The sequence below is a fragment of the Olsenella sp. DNF00959 genome (assembly GCF_001553055.1).
GTDB lineage: Bacteria > Actinomycetota > Coriobacteriia > Coriobacteriales > Atopobiaceae > Olsenella_I > Olsenella_I phocaeensis.
The window spans coordinates 270,228-288,466 of record NZ_KQ960128.1; the positions used below are offsets into that span (position 1 = coordinate 270,228).

Below are 18,239 nucleotides of genomic sequence, written 5' to 3' on the forward strand. Positions count from 1 at the left end.
GCACCGGGGCAGGGGCTCCCGGCACCCAGGATGCTTTTGCTTGACCCCGTCGATGTTCCCACAGCGCGCGCTCCGCGCGGACGGCGAAGGCGACGCTCTAGAAGAGGCCCACGATGCGGCCGTCCTCGGTGACGTCGATTCCCTCCGCCGCGGGCCGCTTGGGCAGGCCGGGCATGGTCATGATGTCGCCAGTGAGCACGACGACGAAGCCGGCGCCCGCGGAGATCTTCACGTTGCGCACCGTGATACGGAAGTCCTTGGGCGCACCAAGCTTTGCCGCGTCGTCGGAGAAGGAGTACTGGGTCTTGGCCATGCACACCGGCATGTTGGTGAAGCCCTGGTCCTCGAGCTGCGTTATCTGCTTCTCGGCAGAGGTGGTGAAGTCGACCCCGTCGGCGCGGTACACGCGCTTGGCGATGGCCTCGATGGACTCCTTGATGCCGCCGAGCTCGTAGGAGAAATGGAAGTCCGAGGGCTCGTCGCAGAGGCGCACGACCTCCTCGGCCAGGGCACGCCCGCCCTCGCCGCCCTTGGCCCACACCTCGGAAAGGGCCACGTTCACGCCCAGCTCCCTGCACTTGGCCTCGACGAGGTCGAGCTCGGCCTTGGTGTCGGTGGGGAACGCGTTGATGGCCACCACGACGGGCAGGCCGTAGACGTTCTTCATGTTGTCGACGTGCTGCAGGAGGTTGGGCAGGCCCGCCTCGAGGGCCTCGAGGTCCTCGTCGTTGAGGTCGGCCTTGGCCACGCCGCCGTGGTGCTTGAGCGCGCGGACCGTGGCGACCACCACGCAGGCGTCGGGCGTGAGGCCCGCGAGGCGGCACTTGATGTCACAGAACTTCTCGGCGCCCAGGTCGGCCCCGAAACCAGCCTCGGTCACCACGTAGTCGCCGAGCCTCATGGCCGTGGTGGTGGCAGAGACGGAGTTGCAGCCGTGGGCGATGTTGGCGAACGGGCCACCGTGCACGAACGCGGGATTGTGCTCGAGGGTCTGCACCAGGTTGGGCGAGATGGCATCCTTGAGCAGCGCCGTCATGGCGCCTTCCGCCTTGAGATCGTGTGCGGTGACGGGCTTGCGGTCATAGGTGTAGGCCACCACGACGCCCCCCAGGCGCGCCTTGAGGTCCATGAGGTCGGTGGCCAGGCAGAAGATGGCCATGACCTCGGAGGCCACGGTGATGTCGAAGCCGTCCTCGCGCGGCATGCCGTTGGCCACGCCGCCCAGGCCGTCCACGATCTTGCGCAGCTGGCGGTCGTTCATGTCCATCGCGCGCTTCCACACGATGCGGCGCGGGTCGATGCCCAGCTCGTTGCCCTGCTTGACGTGGTTGTCGAGCATGGCGGCCAGCAGGTTGTTGGCGTTCTCTATGGCATGGAAGTCGCCGGTGAAGTGCAGGTTGATGTTCTCCATGGGGATGAGCTGGGCATAGCCACCACCAGCCGCGCCGCCCTTTACGCCGAAGACGGGACCCAAGGAGGGCTCGCGCAGAGCGAGCACCGTCTTGTGACCGAGGGCGTTCATGGCGTCGGCCAGTCCGACGGAGGTGGTGGTCTTGCCCTCGCCGGCGGGCGTGGGATTGATGGCGGTCACGAGGACGAGCTTGGCCTTCTTGGGCTTGTCGGCCATCTTGGTGACGTCCACCTTGGCCATGTGGTGGCCGTAGGGGATGAGCTCGTCGTCGGTGAGGCCCAGCTTCTCGGCAATCTCGCCAATGGGCCGAATCTCGGCCTCCTGTGCGATCTCGATGTCTGACTTTGCCATCGCTTACTCCCCTTCTCCGGACGCAACGCTCGCCTTTGGACTCACGGGACACATGCTAGGGAACGTGCCCCGGCTCCCCACGCCATTTTGGCAAGAACTCCTGCGCCAGGGTTGGTCATTTTGCGCCGATGAAACCAGCCGCCCGCAGGTGGTACGACAATGACAATCATATTGAACGGAATGCCCGAGCCACACACCCAAGCTTCGGCGCGTGGGGGTAATAGGCAGAATCACCCATACGATGGCGTGTTCCGGCACGCATTGGGCTTCGCCGATGGCAATGCCCCCGGGCGGCTGCCCGCAAGGATAACAGGGCGCCCTGGGTGGAGCAGGCCGCGCGTACGAGTGCTCTGTGCGTGCGGCGCCCGTCGCGCTTGCTAGAGTTGCCTTATGCGGGCAAGGGCTCTCGCGACCTTGGAATCCTGTGCGACCAAGCTCCATTCGCCGCGGCCCTCGACCATGGAAAGAAGGCCCTTCCTCACCATTGATGCCGGGGGTCGCACCATGTCTGCCGCGTTGCCGGGGGCGAAGACGTGCTCGAAGAGGGGACCGGCAGGGAACCTCTCACCTTGCTCCGCCGCGCAGATGACCTTCTCCGCCAGGCCTGCGAACCTGGCGAGATAGGATGCTGCCTCCGTCGCCTCCTCAAGCTGAGCCGAAGCCGCCGCTGCCCCGGCCCAGAAGGTAAGGGCGGTCTCGGGCAGGTGCTCCTCCAGCTCAAAGCCCGACACGAGGGCGTTCCCAGCCTTGAGCAGCGCATCCGCCTGCGCCTTGGATGGATGGGCCAGCAGCTGGGCGCAGATGCCCCCCATGACCCCACCGAGGCTCGAGAACAGCTCGCGTTCACGAAGAGATGCGGCGTCCTCCGCTCGCCCGCACTGCTCGTACAGAGAGGCGAGCACCGAGGAGGTTCCTATGGGCGTTGCCCCAACGATGCCTTCAAGCAGGGCGATCGCCTCCCCCAACCTGTCATCTTGCCTGCGGAGGAACCCCGCCCTGATGAAGCGCGCCAGGGCGAGTTGCCTCGCGTCCTCGGAGCGAGCCTCGACACGGTCGAGGCAGTCGAAGGCGCTATCCCTCAGCTCGTCGGCTCGCGTGGGATCCGCCGCGCTCCGACCAAGGTAGAACATTGCTGCCTGGAGTAGCCAAGGCAGGCAGAAGGGGTGCTCTGCCGTCACCGACCTGATCTCTGCGTAGGCACCCTCGGGGTCGTCGTTGGCGCGCAGGGCAATTCTCGCCGCCGTCTCCCTGACCTGGCCTTCGTCCAGCTGGGAGTCCCAATCGAACAGCTCGTCAAGCGACATCCCAAACTGTGCCGCTATGCTCGGCAGCAGCGCCACGTCGGGCAGGCTGAGCCCAAGCTCCCACTTGCTTACGGCAGCCTTCGTCACGCCAAGGAGGTCCGCGAGCTGCTCCTGCGTGAGCCCCTCGGCATGGCGCGCCCGTGCGATGGTGGCCCCGATGTTGGTCGCGCTTGTGTTCTGCATGATGGCTCCCCTCTTCAGGATGGCTCCCCTCTTCCGTGCAGGTCCATTCTCTGGCGCTGGTGCCTACCGCTCAAGCGAGCGCGAGTTGACCTTTTCGAGGGTTGAGTCAACTAGTCCCGCGGACGGACGAAGGCCTTCACCTGTCCGCTGAAGCGGGTGTCCAGCGCTGCAAAGAGCAGGGCCTCCAACGCGAGCAGGGGAACCATGGTCACAGCCATGCGCACGTAGACATGTGCGCTCGCTACGTCCATGCTGATGAGGAACGCCATCGCAAAGCCCGTCAGCACGACTGCGAACCCAATGGGCAGGGATAAGAGCAGCTGCAGCTGGCGCCTCTGGATGCGCAGCACCTGTGCCAGGGACAGCCCCATGCGGTTCAGGTTGCGCATGACGGGCAGGCTCTCGCGCACGTCGGAGAGCAGCCGGAAGTAGACGAGGCTGATGGAAGCCACTATGAAGATGACGGCCAGCATGAGCGAGATGTAGGTGTACATCTCGTACGAGTACTCCTGCAGGAAGATGGTCTCTATGCGAGGAATGAAGAGGAAGTCGTTCCCGTCCCCGAGGCCCACGCCTATCGTGCTGCGTATGCGCTCGCAGGCGGTACGCACCTCCTGGGCTTGGGCATCGTCATCCACGTCAAACGTGAAGACCCTCACGTCCACAAGGCTGCCCGTGTCCTGCAGCATCTGCCAGTCCGCATCGCTCACCACGTAACTGCCGCTGCGCTTGGCGGTGTCCAGTATGGGTGTGGACGTACCGACGACCTCCAGCACCCGGCCGCCTGGCACCTCCACCGAGCTTTCTGGCTCGGCCGCGCCGGAGACGTCAACCGCCTGTCCGTCTTCGATCGAGAGCGTCCTACCCGACTGCCTCTCGTATGAGCTCTGGGCAACGAACTTGTTCCCGAAGATGGTCTTCTCGGTCTGCAGCATGCCGTAGGAGTCCTTCGCGTACGCCACGCCATGGCTGGCGAGCTCGGCCTCGATCTCGCTGACGTCTGCCGACTCCCGCGCGTTGTCGCCATACGAGAAGTACCCGATTCCGAAGGGGATATCCCTGGTGATGTCGGCGCGGACCGTCGTGACGAGGGCGAGGGACACGACGATGGCGCTGAACGACATCGTGAGCATGAGGGTCGACACGAACATCGTCGTGACCGACCCCTTGAGGCGGTCCCTGAGCCCGGAGACCCAGATGGCGTTTCCCTCCCTCAGGTAATAGCGCGACCGCGCGACGCGCGAGATCACGAGGAACGAGAACTGGCGGTACGCGAGGAAGAGTCCGGCGAGCGTGGACGCGATGATGAGCCAGGATATGACGTCGACGAGCGCGTCGTGGGACTCCACGAACGTTCGCACGGACGGGATGACGCCGAACAGGCAGGTGCCGCAGCCGCAGGCGAGCAGGACGATGCCCAGGACGGCCAGGGGCTTCGAGAAGCGCATCTCGCGGCTCTCGTCGACCTTGGCGGCAAGCAGGTCGACGATGGGACGCCTGCATATCCCGCGCGCCTGCGCTGCGCTCGCCACCAGGAATATGACGGAGAACGTGACGACGGTCTGCACGATGGACGCGGACGGGAACTGGTATGCGATGTCGGCGACATGGATGATGCGGGCCATGAGCATGACCATGAGATGCCCGAAGACAAGCCCGATGACGAGTCCTGCGGCGATGGCGCTCACGCCAATCAGGAGGCTTTCGAGCACGATCGAGAGGGCGACCTGGCGCCTCGTCATGCCCATGGTGAGGAGGGCCCCGTACAGGCGCCGCTTGCGCTTCAGGAAGGCGCTGAGCGAAAGCCCCAGGAACCCCAGGGAGTACACGGCGATGAAGGCGATGGCGAGGCGCATGATGTCCTGCACGCTCTCGCTCTGCGCAAGCTGCGGATGGTTCATGTTGGCGGAGAAGACGAAGAAGACCACGATCGAGAACACGCTGCTCAGCCAGAACGCGACGTAGCTCTCCCTGTCGCGCATGACGTTGTTGAGGGCAAACCTGAAGAAGCTCATCCTACTTCGCCCCCATGAACTTGAGCACGTTCAGGATCTCGTCGTAGAACGCCAGCCCGTCTCCCTCGCGGTACAGCTCCTCCAGGATGCAACCGTCCTTGATGAAGATGGCGCGCGTGCAGAAGCTTGCGGTCTTGGCGTCATGCGTGACGATGATGGTGGAGGTGCCCCGACGCGCATTGAGGTCGACAAAGATGCGCATGACGCCCTCGGCTGCCGCCGAGTCGAGGTTGCCCGTGGGCTCGTCGGCAAGAAGGAGGCGTGGGCTGTGGATGATGGCGCGGGCGATGGCGGCACGCTGCGCCTGACCTCCCGACACCTCATACGTCCGTTTGTCGAGGATCTTGCCGATGCCAAGGCTCGCGGCAATGCTCTCGGCTGCGGCGTTCATGCGTGCAGGCGGGACGTGGCGCAACATAAGTGGGAGCATGATGTTCTCGCGGATGGTGAGCGTGTCCACCAGGTTGAAGTCCTGGAAGACGAAGCCGAGCTCGTTGCGGCGGAACTCGGCCGCCTCGGGCTCGCCCAGGTGGGAGATGTCGCGCCCGTCGATGCGAATTTCTCCCGAGCTGAGCGGGAGGATGCCCGAGATGAGGTTGAGGAGCGTGGACTTTCCCGATCCCGACGCCCCCATGATCGCTACGAACTCGCCCTCCTCCATCTTCATGGACAGGTCGTTCACGGCACGCACCTGAACTCCGGTTCCGTATATCTTGCTCGCGTGCTCGATGGTGAGAATCGCCATGAGGTTCTCCTTTCCGATTCGCTGCAAGCAGAATACGAAACGGCACGTGAGGGGCGCTATCGAGTGGAGTGACGAAAGATGACAGCCCCTGTCACTTTTGCACAAGGGGGATGATGGGCGCGAGTCGGGGGCGACGCTAGAAAACTATGTCCACTCGGGTTCCATGCCCAACCTCAGACCTCACCTCTATTTCGTGCCCAAGCTCGTCGAGCGCGCGCTTCACTACGTACAGTCCGACGCCTGACGACTGGTCGTGATCGCGTCCGTTGCTCCCCGTGAAGTAGAGGTCAAAGATGCGCGGCAGGTCGCGCGGGCGGATGCCAATGCCGTGATCGACAAAGCTGAGCTCCACGCTTCCGTCCGACTCCCCCGCGCCGACCTCGATCGACGACCCCGCGTCCGAATACTTCACGGCGTTATGCAGTATCTGCTCGATGACGAACGCGAGCCATTTCCTGTCGGTGCGCACGCGCAGGCTTGCGTCGATGCCTACAGTGGGGAAGACCTCCCTCTGCGCGAAGAGGCGCCTCTCTTTGTCAATAACGGCCTCTACCACCTCTTTGAGGGACAGGTCCTCGATGGTGAGGTCGGCCTGCATGCGCTCCATGCGCACGAGACTCAGGATGAGGTCGAGCTGCCCCTGCATGCGATCGAGCTCGCAGAGCGCACCGAACGAGTCCATGTGCCCGGGGTTCTTCTGAACCATGAGGCGCAGGACGCTCACGGGCGTCTTCATCTGGTGCACCCACTGCATGACATGCGTCCGCCAGCGCAGCATCTCGTCGTCTCGCTCGTTCAGCTGGCGCTGGTAGCTGCGGTAGGCATCACGCCTGCGTGTGACGTACGCTTCGGTGACGGGGTCGCCGCTATGGCGCCCCACCAGCTGTTCCATGGTCTCGACGTCCTCTTCCAGGCTTTCGTAGAACGCCCGCTTGCGCGCGAATCGCACGACAAGGAACACCGCCAGCACGAATGCCGCCACGAAGAGGAAGTAGGCGATGCCTGCGGCCGTCTCGAAGCCTCGGCCAAAGTGAAAGGCAAGGGCTATGGCAACGGACTCGAGGAGGAAGAGGGCCATGACGTCCAGATGATCCCTGAGGAAGAGCCTCATGGCCTTCCGCCCATGTAGAGACGATAGCCAACGGTGCGCACCACCTTGATCTGGGCGGGAATGCCCGCACTGGAGAAGCGATCGCGAAGCCGGCGGATGTTGACGTTCAGGGTGTTGGGCTCCACGAAGCCCTCCCCGTCCCACGCGGCCATGTACAGGTCTCCACGCGCAGCCGTCTTTGGATATGCCCTCATCAGGCATCCAAGGAGACTTGCCTCCGTGGCGGTGAGCTCGATCGTTGAGCCCTGGTACTCCGCCCTGAGGAGTCCCGGGAAAAAGACGAGCCCGTCGCAAGCGAGGGACTCGAGCTCCGTTGTGGCAAGTGCGAGCTCCCCATAGTTGCGGCGCATCTGCGCCTGCACCTTGGCGAGCAGCACGTCGAGGTCGAAGGGCTTCGTCACGTAGTCGTCAGCTCCCGCCTCCATGCCACGCACCTGGTCGGACGCGGCATCACGAGCCGAGACCATGACGATGGGGACGTGCGATGTCTCGCGGATGCGACGACACCAGAAGAATCCGTCGTAGCGGGGCAGGCTCACGTCGAGCAGGACGAGGGAGGGGTCGAGGGCACGGGCCTGGGCGTCTATGTCATCGAACGAGTCCGCCACGCGGCACTGGTAGCGATACCGCCCCAGCAGGTCTGCTACCTGGCCCGCGAGGGCGCTGTCATCTTCCACTATGAGGATGGGCCGCAGCGTTGCGCCCTCGGCCCGCCGCGCGCCACCATGTGCCGCCGTTGTCTTCTCCATGGTCATGCCTGGCCCTCCTTCTCTCGCGCCCAATTGGACCAGGGGCTCTCGGACGTTTCGATGGTGCGCCGCTCCGTCACTACCACGTCGACGCCCAGGTCATGCTCCCCCACCACGCCCATGGCTGCCAGGTTATCGGTAAGCTGCGCCTCGCGACATATGCCGACGGAAGTGCCAGGAAAATCGGCAAGCAGCGTGTCATAGAAGCCGCCCCCGTACCCCATGCGGAAGCCATGGCCGTCGAAGGTCAGGCCAGGCACGACGGCGAGGATGCTCCCGCCCGCCTCTGCCTCGCGCGCGACGTCCAGAAGGCGATCTGGCTCCGCAAGGGGCTCCTCCACGCCAAAGGAGCTGCGCTCGAGGCGGTCGAAGTCGTCGATGCGATACCACTCCATGAGACGAGTGTGGGGCACCACACGGGGGATGGCAACGACCTTGCCAGCCACCCACGCCTGACGTACGAGCCCGCGTGTGTCCACCTCCTCGCCTACCGAAAGGTAGGCGAGGACGATCTGGGAGCGTTGCCACTCGGACAGAGAGAGGACGCGGGAGGCGATGCCGGCATCGGCACGCTCTCGCGCCTCGGAGCCAAGGTCCTTGCGCGCCTGCCTGAGCCGCTTGCGAAGCTCCTTCTTGCGCGCGGTGACTTCCTTGTCCTCCATGTGCCTCCCCCAGGACCCAATTCACATCGAGGAGAGCTTACTCCACCCCGAAGCATGCGTCACAGGGAAGGAGGCGCGCCATCCTGCTGCAATGCAGGCAAAGGGAAAAGTGTCTGGCACAAGAACCCCGCCTCCTAGACCATCGAAACTCGGAAGGTCTACGATGGCAGCGCTGACTTCGAGGAGGGGCCATGAGATACGCATTTGCCAATGCCACCGTGATCGACGGAACGCTCGAGGCTCAACCCCAGGAGGGACGCTGCGTACTCGTCGCGGACGGACGCATCGAGTCCGTCGATGCGGGCACGGCCCCCTCCGGATACCGCGTGGTCGACCTCGGGGGCAGATTCCTACTGCCCGGCCTGATAAACATGCACGTCCACCTTGCGGGCAACGGCAGCCCGAAGTCGGGTGGCAAGGACCCCAAGAAGACGGTGGACGCCATCTTTGCCACTCCTGTCGGCGCGGCCGTCGCCCACCTCATGGTGGCCGGGTTCGCCAAGGCCGCACTCATGGGCGGCGTGACCACCGTGCGCACCGTTGGCGGCCTGCGCGACCTCGACACGCGCGTGAGGGACGAGATCGCCGCAGGCAGGAGGATCGGACCGCGCATCCTCGCCGCCAACGAGGCGGTCTCGGTGCCGGGAGGGCACATGGCCGGATCGGTCGCCGTCGCGGCGACGACCGTCGAAGAGGCCCTGGCCGCGGTCGATGCCGCCTGCGACCAGAACGCGGACCTCGTCAAGCTCATGATTACCGGCGGGGTCATGGACGCACGGGCCAAGGGAGAGCCCGGCGAGATGAAGATGCCTCCAGAGATGGTGCGTGCCTGCTGCGACCGGGCGCACGCGCGCGGTCGCATCGTGGCGGCGCACGTGGAGTCTCCCGAGGGCGTCCGCGCCGCACTCGAGGGCGGCGTCGACTCGATCGAGCACGGCGCCAGGCCGGACGAGGACACCATGGCCCTCTTCGCCGAAAGGGGTTCCTTCCTGGTGACCACGCTCTCCCCCGCCCTCCCCTATGCGCTCTTCGACAGAAGCGTCTCAGGCGCCTCCGAGATGGCCCAGTTCAATGGCAAGGTCGTCTTCGACGGCATCAGGGAGTGCTCGAAGGCGGCACTTGCCGCCGGGGTGCCCGTGGCGCTCGGCAACGACGTGGGCTGCCCCTGGATCGCCCAGTACGACTTCTGGCGCGAACTCGTCTACTTCCACAAGTACGTGGGCGCAAGCAATGCGCTCGCCCTGCATACCGCAACCCTCGGCAACGCCCGGCTCGCGGGCATCGACAGGGTGACGGGCTCCGTCGAGGAGGGAAAGGACGCCGACCTCGTCGTCTGTGCGCGGAACCCCCTCGAGGACCTCAAGGCGCTTCGCGAGGTCGACATGGTCATGGCACGCGGCATCCTCGTACGGCACCCCCATGTCAGACGCAACGCCCTGCTCGACAGGGAGCTGGACAAGTTCCTGGATTAGCCTCGCGGCGCACGCGCTACCTGACTCTAGCCTCGTCCACGAGCGCCTGGGCCTGAGCCCCCAGGGCGTCGGCCACCGGGAGCGCAAGCTCTCGACCCCGCGTGAGCGCGAGGAGCTCCGGCGCGGCCATCACGATGGCCTGGGCGCCATGCTCGACCGCCTCGCCCACGAGCTCGTCAAAACGTGCCAGGTCGCGCGCCGAGGGTTCCTCTCCCCCGGACACGCGCCCGATCACGGCGTCGACCCACTCCTTGTCCTCGTCGTTGGGCGTGAACACCGGAACGTGGCTCGCCGCGATGGGCGACTTGAAGAACTTCTCGCGCATGGTGGTGGACGTGCCAAGGAGAAGTACGCGCACATACCGCGCTGCGACGATTCTCCTCCAGCTGGCCTCGACCACGCTCAGCAGCCGCACGCTGGTCGTACCCCGCAACTCGCGGAGGACGAGGTGCGCGTCGGTCCCCACGATCGCGACGAGCTCGCAGCCACGACGCTCGAGCGACTCGACCGCAGGGGCGAGGAGCGCGACCAGGCCCTCCCTGTCGCCCTCGCCGGCGAGGGCGTTCGTCAGAGCGGCATCCACGGACGAGCGCTCGACCTGCGCGGCGGTCTCGCCCAGCTCCTCCCCGAGCACGTCCGTGAAGTGGCGCATGCCTGCCTCGCCCGTCGCCAGAACGATGCCCATCTTCCTCATGAGACCCCCGTCCGCCGGCGCGCGGCTAGCTCAGGAGCATGCGGTCGTTGGCGAGCTCGCCGCCGCTTGCCTCCTCGAACTTGAGGAGCAGGTCGTGGACCTTGAGCGCGCGCTTCTCCTCGCCGCTCACGTCGTAGATCACGTGGCCCTCGTGCATCATGATCAGGCGGCTGCCCAGGCGGATGGCGTCGTTCATGTTGTGCGTGATCATGAGGGTGGTGAGGGAGTCCCTCTCGACGACCTGGGCCGTGAGCTCAAGGACCTTCTTGGCGGTCTTGGGGTCCAGTGCCGCCGTGTGCTCGTCCAAAAGCAGGAGCTTGGGCTTCTTGAGCGTGGCCATGAGCAAGGTGAGCGCCTGGCGCTGCCCGCCCGAGAGCAGGCCGACCTTGGAGCTCAGACGGTCCTCGAGGCCCAGGTCGAGCGAGGCCAGTCGCTCCGCGTACTCGGCGCGCTCGGCCTTCCCGATGCCCCAGGACAGTCCCCTGCCCTCGCCGCGGCGGCGGGCCAGAGCCAGGTTCTCGTCGATCTGCATGTCGGCCGCGGTGCCGCGCATGGGGTCCTGGAAGACGCGCCCCAGGTAGCGGGCGCGCTGGTGCTCGGAGAGCAGGCTCACGTCGGCCCCGTCGATCTGTATGACGCCCGAGTCGGGCGGGAAGACGCCGGCTATGGCGTTGAGCAGGGTCGACTTGCCCGCCCCGTTTCCGCCGATCACGGTGACGAAGTCGCCGGGCTCGAGGTGGAGATCCACGCCGACGAGGGCGGGCTTCTCGTTGACGGTGCCCTTGTTGAAGGTCTTGCTGACGTTGGTGAGGCGCAGCATCAGCGCTCGCCTCCCTTCGAGTAGGAGCGCCTCTGCCGCTGGCGCTCGACGACGGTGGGTACCACCAGGGCAAGGGCGACGATCACGGCCGAGAGGAGCTTCATGTCGTTGGCGTCGAGGCCCATCTGGAGCACGATGGCCCTGATGAGGAAGTAGACGACGGAGCCCACGACCGCCGAGGTGAGGCGGCTGCCGAAGGCCTGGAGCTTGCCGGGGGTGAGCCGGCCCAGGACCTCGCCGATGACGATGGCGGCGAGTCCGATCACGATGGCGCCCGTGCCCATGCCGATGTCGGCGTACTTCTGGCTCTGGCAGATGAGGGCGCCCGAGAGGCCCACCAGGCCGTTGGAGAGGGCAAGCGCTATGAGCTTGGTGACGCGTACGTCAATGCCCAGGGCGCGGCACATGTCCTCGTTGTTGCCCGTGGCGCGCAGGGCGGAGCCAATCTCGGTGCCGAAGAACCAGTACATGGCCGCCACCAGAGCCGCTGCCACCACGAGCCCCACGACCATGGCCGAGGTGGCCTGGTTGAGGCCCGTCAGCGCGGAGATGCGCGTGAAGACGGTGTCCACGTTGAGGAGCGGGGTGTTCGACTTGCCCATGACGCGCAGGTTGACCGACCAGAGGGCGATCTGGGTCAGGATGCCGGCCAGGATGGCGGGGATGTCGAACACAGTGTGGAGAAGCCCCGTCACCAGGCCCGCGACCACGCCGGCAAGCATGCCCAGTAAGATCGCGACCAGCGGGTCGAGCCCCAGCGAGACGGAGGCGACCGCCGCGACGCAGCCGCCCAGGGCGAAGCTGCCGTCGACCGTCAGGTCGGCAATGTCGAGCATCTTGTAGGTGACGAAGAGTCCGAGCACCATGACGCCCCAGAGGATTCCCTGAGAGACGGCACCCGTTAGAGCTGGCAGCATGCTACCCCCAAACCTGCGATGTGCCCCGGGTCGCCCCGGGGCACACGACGAACGTCAGAAACTGTCGTCCCATCCCGGGACGAGACGCGACCCGCGCCTAGGCGCCCAGCACGGAGAGGTCGACCCCGATGGCGTCGGCCGTGGTCTGGTTGGTCGCAAGGGTGCAGTCCTCCGCAGCGAGGTACTCGATGGGCATCTCGGCAGGCTTGGCCTCGCCCTTCAGGACCTTGACGGCCATCTGGCCGGCCTTGTAGCCCAGCTGGTCGTAGTTGATGCCATAGGTGGCGAGGCCGCCGTTGTCTACCATGCCCTGCTCGCCCACGATGACCGGGAGCTTGTGCTCGTTGGCGACCATCGAGACCGTGGACATGCCTGCGGCGATCGTGTTGTCGGTCGGCGCGTAGGCGACGTCCACCTTGCCCACCATCGACTCGACGACCTGCTGGATCTCGTTGGAGCTCGAGACCGAGAAGCGGACGGCCTCTAGGCCGCGGGCGGAGGCGGCAGCCTCGGCGAGCGCGACCTGGACGTCGGAGTTCGACTCGGCGGTGCAGTAGAGCAGGCCGACCTTCTTGGCGGAGGGGATGAGCTTGACCAGGAGGTCGAACTGGTCCTCGACCGGCGTGAGGTCGGAGCTGCCCGTTACGTTGCCGCCCGGGGCGTCGTTGGAGGCGACGAGACCGGAGGCCGCGAAGTCGGTGATGGCCGTACCGATGACGGGAATCTGGTCGGTGGCGCCTGCGACCGCCTGCGCGGCCGGCGTGCCGATGGCGAGGATGAGGTCATCCCCGTCGTTGACCAGCTTGGAGGCGATGGTCTGGCAGGCCGACTGGTCGTTCTGGGCGTTCTGCTGGTCGATCGTGTAGCTCAGTCCGGACTCGTCGAGCGCGCGGACGAAGCCGGCGTTCGCGGCGTCGAGGGCGGCGTGCTCGGTGAGCTGCAGCACGCCGATCTTGTAGCCCCCCTTGGAGCCCGTGCCGACGTTTCCGCAGGCAGCAAGCGCAAAGGAGGAGCATCCTCCCAGTGCCACGGCGAGAAAGGACCTTCTGCTGAGGCTGTTCATGGCAATCCCCTCTCTGAATGCACCGCAGGATGCGGCAGGCGTCTCGATGCTGTTGGTTATATCAGTTGGGCGGACGCCGATGGTTTCCTGCGTATTAAGTTATTTATGGGAAGGCTCGGGATGCCGTGCAATTCGCCCGAGAGCCCTAGAAGCGCTCCGCCACGAGGGCGAAGAGGGCGCCCAGGCACATGGTGGCCGGAAGGGTCACGACCCAGGCGGTCACGATGCTGCCGGCGACCCCCCAGCGCACGTTCTTGATGCCCTTGGCACTGCCCGCACCCATGATCGAGGTGGTGAGCACCTGCGTGGTGGAGACAGGTGCGCCCAGGGCGGTCATCGCCTCGATGGCGATGGCAGAGGCCGTCTGGCAGACGAAGCCGATGGCGGGCTCCAGCTTGGTGACGCCCTGGCCCACCGTCTTCATGATGCGCTGCCCGCCGATGGCGGTCCCCAGGGCCATCATCGCCGCGCAGAGCACCTTCACCCAGAGGGGCACGCCGGCCCCGGCATCGAGCATCCCCGCCGAGACAAGGGCGATGGTGATGATGCCCATGGTCTTCTGTGCGTCGTTGTTGCCGTGGCTGTAGGCCATGAACATCGACGAGGCGACCTGGGCCTTGTGGAAGAAGGAGTTCGCGTTATGGGCCGTGACGTCGGCGAAGGCCTCGAAGGCCAGGTTCATGAAGACGAAGCCCAGGGCCAGGCCGATGAGGGGCGAGGTGAAGAGGGGGATCACGACCTTGTCCACAACCCCCTCCCAGATCACGTCCTGGGGTCCCCCCGTGAAGACCATGGTCGCGCCGATGAGGCTCCCGATGAGGGCGTGGCTCGAGCTCGAGGGAATCGAGAACCACCAGGTGAAGAGGTCCCAAGCCACGGCGCCCAGGAGGGCGGCGAGGATGACGTGAAGTCCCAGCTGCACGCTCACCAGGCCCGTGGCGATGGTCATGGCGACCTTCTCGCTCGTGAGCGCGCCGACGAAGTTCATGGCCGCAGAGCTCAGGATGGCCACCCGGGGAGAGAGGGCGCGCGTGTACACCGTGGTGGCGATGGCGTTCGCCGTGTCGTGGAAGCCGTTGATGAACTCGAAGGCGAACGCGATGACGAGCACGGCGGCGAGCAGCGGGCTAGGCATTCTTCATTACCACGCTATGGGCAACGTTGGAGACGTGCTTGCAGTTGTCGAGCGCGTCCTCCATCTTGTCGAGCAGGCTCTTCCACTTGAGGGTGTGGATGGGGTCGTCGTGGGCGGCGAAGACGGCGCCGAGCGCCTCCCGGTAGACGACGTCGCCCTGGTCCTCGAGCTCGTTGACGCGCCGCATCTGCTGCGTGACGACGGGATCCTTCTTGAACCTGTCGAAGTGCTCGAAGAGGGTCTGGAGCTCGCGGGCGGAGGCCAGGGTGAGGTCGGCCATGTCCTTGGCGGGGGCGATCATCACGTTGACGTCGTAGATGGCGAAGCGCGCCGAGACCCCCTCCATGCCGTCCACGATGTCGTCCAGGAGGGTGATGAGCTGGAATACGTCGTCGCGGTCGAAGGGCGTGATGAAGGAGCGGTTGAGCTCGTCCATCGCCTGTCCGGTGAGCTCGTCGTGCCTGCTCTCGAACTCCTTCATCAGGGGGATGAGGGGCTTGGAGCTCGGCCACTCCCCCACGATTCTCACGAAGAGCTCCGCGGCTTCGACGATCATCTTCGACGACGCCCTGAAGTGGTCATAGAAGACGGCTTCCTTGCGACTCACGCGGCTCATAGGCCCCTCTTCTAGGGCGCGTGCCCATCTCGTTTTTTGACGAACCGTTGAATTCTACACCCGTGGCAGAGTGCCCTGCCACCGCAGGGCGTCAGGGCACTCGAATCCGTCTGTGGCGGGCGGGGGCCGCGGGCGGCAGGCCTATGCGAAGTCGGCGATCTGGCTCCTGAGCTGCTCCACCGCCAGGTCGAGCTCCTCCTGCTGCTGGCGTTTCTTCTCGATGACCTCGGGTGCCGCCTTGGCCACGAAGCCCTCGTTGGAGAGGGTGCGAACGACGGACGCGAGGTCTTTCTCCGCCTTGGCAAGCTCCTTCTGGAGGCGCCTGGACTCTGCGGCGAGGTCCACGAGCTCGCCCACCACGACGAAGGCCTCGAGGCCGCCGTCGGCAACCGAGACGGAGCCCACCGGGCGCTCCTGCCCGGCGTCGAGCATGAGCTCGCTCACGCGGCCCACCTTGCGGATGAAGCCCTCCTGCGAGGAGAGGACCGCGAGCTCTGGCTCGCTGGCGCGCACCGCCACGGCAAGCTCGGCCTTGGGCGAGAGGCGGTAGCGGGCCCGGGTAGAGCGCACGACGGAGATGAGGCGCTTGGCGAGCTCGAAGTCGCCCTCGGCGCGCTCGTTGACGAAGCCCGCGAGCGCCTCAGGCTCGGGCCAGGCGGCCGTCATGAGGAACTCGCTCGAATGGTCGTCCAGGGCGGAGGCGGGAAGCATGTCCCACACGCTCTCGGTCACGAAGGGCATCACCGGGTGGAGCAGGCGCATGCTCACGTCGAGGACGAAGACCAGGTTGCGCTGGACCTGCAGGCGCTCCGCGGCGACACCGTCCAGGAGGCGGCCCTTGCAGAGCTCGATGTACCAGTCGCAGACCTCGTTCCAGAAGAAGGACTGGATGTCACGGGCGTAGTCGCCGAACTCGTAGGCCTCGAGCTGCGAGGTCGCCGTGCGCACGGCGCGAGCGAGGCGACTGAGCATCCAGGCGTCCTCGGGGGTCTGCGCGAGCGCGGGGCCCGGCTCGTAGCCGTCGAGGTTCATCTGGACGAAGCGGCTCGCGTTCCAGATCTTGGTCACGAACCCGCGCGCCTGCTCGGTCCGGGGGCTGTCTATGAGCGCCTTGGTCTTCTTGTCGATGTTCGCGTCGAACTTGACGTCCTGGTTGTTGGTGATGAGCGTCAGCAGGTTGAAGCGCATGGCGTCGGCGCCGTACTTCTCCATGAGCTCCATGGGGTTGACGCCGTTGCCCTTGGACTTGGACATGCGGCTGCCGTCCTTGGCCAGGATCGTCGCGTAGATGTACACGTCGTGGAAGGGCACCTCTCCCGTGAAGTAGAGGGAGCTCATGACCATGCGCGCCACCCAGAGGGCGATGATGTCACGCGCGGTGACCAGCACCTTGGTGGGGTGGTGCCCCTCCATCTGCTCCGGGTGGTCGGGCCAGCCCTGCGTGGCGAAGGTCCAGAGCTGCGAGCTGAACCAGGTGTCGAGCACGTCCTCGTCCTGGTGCACGTGGTGGCCGCCGCAGTGGGGGCACACGTCCACGTCCTCCATGAGGGCGTCCTGCCAGCCGCAGTCGTCGCAGTAGAAGACGGGGATGCGGTGGCCCCACCAGAGCTGGCGGCTGATGCACCAGTCCTTGAGGTTCTCCATCCAGGTGAGGTAGGTCTGGGTCCAGCGGTCAGGGTGGAACGTGACCTCGCCGTCCCTCACGACCTCGCAGGCACGCTCCTTGAGCTTGTCCACGGCCACGAACCACTGCTCGCTGAGCCAAGGCTCGAGGGCGGTGCCGCAGCGGTAGCAGTGCATGACGGAGTGGTCCAGCTCCTCGACGTGGTCGAGCAGCCCATGCTCCTCGAACCAGGCCACGATGGCCTTGCGGCACTCGTCGCGGTCCATGCCGCTGAACTCGCCGTAGCCCTCCACCACGTGCGCGGTCTCGTCGAAGATGTTGATCTGCTCGAGGCCGTGGGCCTGGCCCATGGCGTAGTCGTTGGGGTCATGCGCGGGGGTCACCTTGACAAATCCGGTGCCGAAGCCGGCGTCGACGTGCCAGTCCGAGAAGATGGGGATCTCGCGGTCCATGATGGGCAGGATGACCGTCTTGCCCACGAGCCCCGCCTTCTTGGGGTCGGATGGGCTCACGGCGATGCCGGTGTCGCCCAGCATGGTCTCGGGACGGGTGGTGGCCACGGTCACGTACTCGACGCCGTCCACGGGCTCCGCCAGGGGGTAGCGCAGGTACCAGAGGTGACCCTTCTCGTCCTGGTACTCCGCCTCGTCGTCCGAGATCGCGGTACGGCAGCTGGGGCACCAGTTGACGATGCGCTTGCCGCGGTAGATCAGCCCGTCGTGGTACCAGTCGACGAAGACCTTGCGCACGGCCTTCGAGAACTCGGGGCTCATGGTGAACTTCTCGTCGTCGAAGTCGATCGAGCAGCCCATGCGGCGGATCTGGCTCACGATGGTCCCGCCGTACTCGTGCGTCCAGTCCCAGCAGGCGTCGAGGAACCTCTCGCGTCCGATCTCGAGGCGAGAGACGCCCTCGGACTTGAGCTTCTTGTCCACCTTGGTCTGCGTGGCGATGCCGGCATGGTCAGTTCCCAGGATCCAGCGGGTGGAGCGGCCCCTCATGCGGTTGTAGCGCACGAACGCGTCCTGGATGGTGTCGTCCATGGCGTGCCCCATGTGCAGGATGCCCGTGACGTTGGGGGGCGGGATCACGACGGTGCAGTCTCCCACGCCCTTGCTGCGCTGGTAGCAGCCTGCAGAGACCCAGCGGTCGATGAGAGCGGGCTCGCTGGCCTGGGGGTCGTAGGTCTTGGGCATCTCTTCCACAGGTACTTCCTCTCGTCTGGCCCGGGGCACGCGTTGGCACTCGTGTCTTGAGCGCGCGCGACCTTCGGGCTGGTCAGGTCTGCGCGAGGGGCCATGCCCTCGCGGCTAGCAAAGAAGAATAGCACGCAGCGGGTGGGGCCTCCCCTGCCGGATCGACCCGCC

Annotated in this window: 15 protein-coding genes; 1 reads left to right on the forward strand and 14 read right to left on the reverse strand. The window is 65.8% G+C overall.

Annotation, left to right across the window (positions count from 1 at the left end; genetic code table 11):
* Positions 1–97 precede the first annotated feature (97 nt).
* The 7 genes from HMPREF1868_RS06160 to HMPREF1868_RS06190 form a co-directional block, all read right to left on the reverse strand.
* The gene (locus HMPREF1868_RS06160; protein WP_062531308.1) at positions 98–1,762 is read right to left on the reverse strand and encodes a formate--tetrahydrofolate ligase; all 1,665 of its coding nucleotides are present in this window, start codon (positions 1,760–1,762) and stop codon (positions 98–100) included.
* 377 nt (positions 1,763–2,139) lie between these two features.
* Entirely contained in the window at positions 2,140–3,249 is a 1,110-nt protein-coding gene (locus tag HMPREF1868_RS06165; protein ID WP_062531310.1) for a helix-turn-helix domain-containing protein, read from the reverse strand.
* 110 nt (positions 3,250–3,359) lie between these two features.
* Complete coding sequence (locus HMPREF1868_RS06170; RefSeq protein ID WP_062531312.1) at positions 3,360–5,264, reverse strand: ABC transporter permease; 1,905 nt, start codon at positions 5,262–5,264, stop codon at positions 3,360–3,362.
* A 1-nt stretch (position 5,265) separates the two neighbouring features.
* Positions 5,266–6,009: an ABC transporter ATP-binding protein gene (locus HMPREF1868_RS06175; protein WP_062531314.1), complete on the reverse strand. Its 744-nt coding sequence runs from the start codon at positions 6,007–6,009 to the stop codon at positions 5,266–5,268.
* Positions 6,010–6,145: 136 nt separating this feature from the next.
* Entirely contained in the window at positions 6,146–7,120 is a 975-nt protein-coding gene (locus tag HMPREF1868_RS06180) for a sensor histidine kinase (protein ID WP_062531315.1), read from the reverse strand.
* Complete coding sequence (locus HMPREF1868_RS06185) at positions 7,117–7,875, reverse strand: response regulator transcription factor (protein WP_062531316.1); 759 nt, start codon at positions 7,873–7,875, stop codon at positions 7,117–7,119. The genes HMPREF1868_RS06180 and HMPREF1868_RS06185 overlap by 4 nt, the downstream gene beginning before the upstream one ends.
* Entirely contained in the window at positions 7,872–8,531 is a 660-nt protein-coding gene (locus HMPREF1868_RS06190; RefSeq protein WP_062531317.1) for a 5-formyltetrahydrofolate cyclo-ligase, read from the reverse strand. Before HMPREF1868_RS06190 ends, HMPREF1868_RS06185 begins: the two co-directional genes overlap by 4 nt.
* A 191-nt stretch (positions 8,532–8,722) precedes the next feature.
* Here HMPREF1868_RS06190 and HMPREF1868_RS06195 point away from each other — a divergent pair, with 191 nt between their 5' ends.
* Positions 8,723–10,003 (forward strand): amidohydrolase family protein, encoded by a 1,281-nt coding sequence (locus HMPREF1868_RS06195; RefSeq protein WP_062531318.1) that lies wholly within the window; start codon positions 8,723–8,725, stop codon positions 10,001–10,003.
* Between the two features lie 16 nt (positions 10,004–10,019).
* Here the strand turns inward: HMPREF1868_RS06195 and HMPREF1868_RS06200 are convergent, their stop codons facing one another.
* The 7 genes from HMPREF1868_RS06200 to HMPREF1868_RS06230 form a co-directional block, all read right to left on the reverse strand.
* Complete coding sequence (locus HMPREF1868_RS06200; RefSeq protein ID WP_082719567.1) at positions 10,020–10,697, reverse strand: aspartate/glutamate racemase family protein; 678 nt, start codon at positions 10,695–10,697, stop codon at positions 10,020–10,022.
* Between the two features lie 25 nt (positions 10,698–10,722).
* Positions 10,723–11,517, reverse strand: a complete 795-nt coding sequence (locus tag HMPREF1868_RS06205) for an ABC transporter ATP-binding protein (RefSeq protein ID WP_062531320.1) — start codon at positions 11,515–11,517, stop codon at positions 10,723–10,725.
* Positions 11,517–12,434, reverse strand: a complete 918-nt coding sequence (locus tag HMPREF1868_RS06210; protein WP_062531321.1) for an ABC transporter permease — start codon at positions 12,432–12,434, stop codon at positions 11,517–11,519. The genes HMPREF1868_RS06205 and HMPREF1868_RS06210 overlap by 1 nt, the downstream gene beginning before the upstream one ends.
* A 97-nt stretch (positions 12,435–12,531) precedes the next feature.
* Positions 12,532–13,497, reverse strand: a complete 966-nt coding sequence (locus tag HMPREF1868_RS06215; RefSeq protein ID WP_062531322.1) for an ABC transporter substrate-binding protein — start codon at positions 13,495–13,497, stop codon at positions 12,532–12,534.
* A gap of 145 nt (positions 13,498–13,642) precedes the next feature.
* The gene (locus tag HMPREF1868_RS06220) at positions 13,643–14,632 is read right to left on the reverse strand and encodes an inorganic phosphate transporter (RefSeq protein WP_009279073.1); all 990 of its coding nucleotides are present in this window, start codon (positions 14,630–14,632) and stop codon (positions 13,643–13,645) included.
* Positions 14,625–15,239: a DUF47 domain-containing protein gene (locus HMPREF1868_RS06225; protein WP_159430773.1), complete on the reverse strand. Its 615-nt coding sequence runs from the start codon at positions 15,237–15,239 to the stop codon at positions 14,625–14,627. The genes HMPREF1868_RS06220 and HMPREF1868_RS06225 overlap by 8 nt, the downstream gene beginning before the upstream one ends.
* Positions 15,240–15,389: 150 nt before the next feature.
* Positions 15,390–18,077 carry a valine--tRNA ligase gene (locus HMPREF1868_RS06230; RefSeq protein WP_062531323.1) on the reverse strand — a complete coding sequence of 896 codons (2,688 nt, stop codon included), beginning with the start codon at positions 18,075–18,077 and terminating at the stop codon, positions 15,390–15,392.
* Between the last annotated feature and the right edge of the window lie 162 nt (positions 18,078–18,239).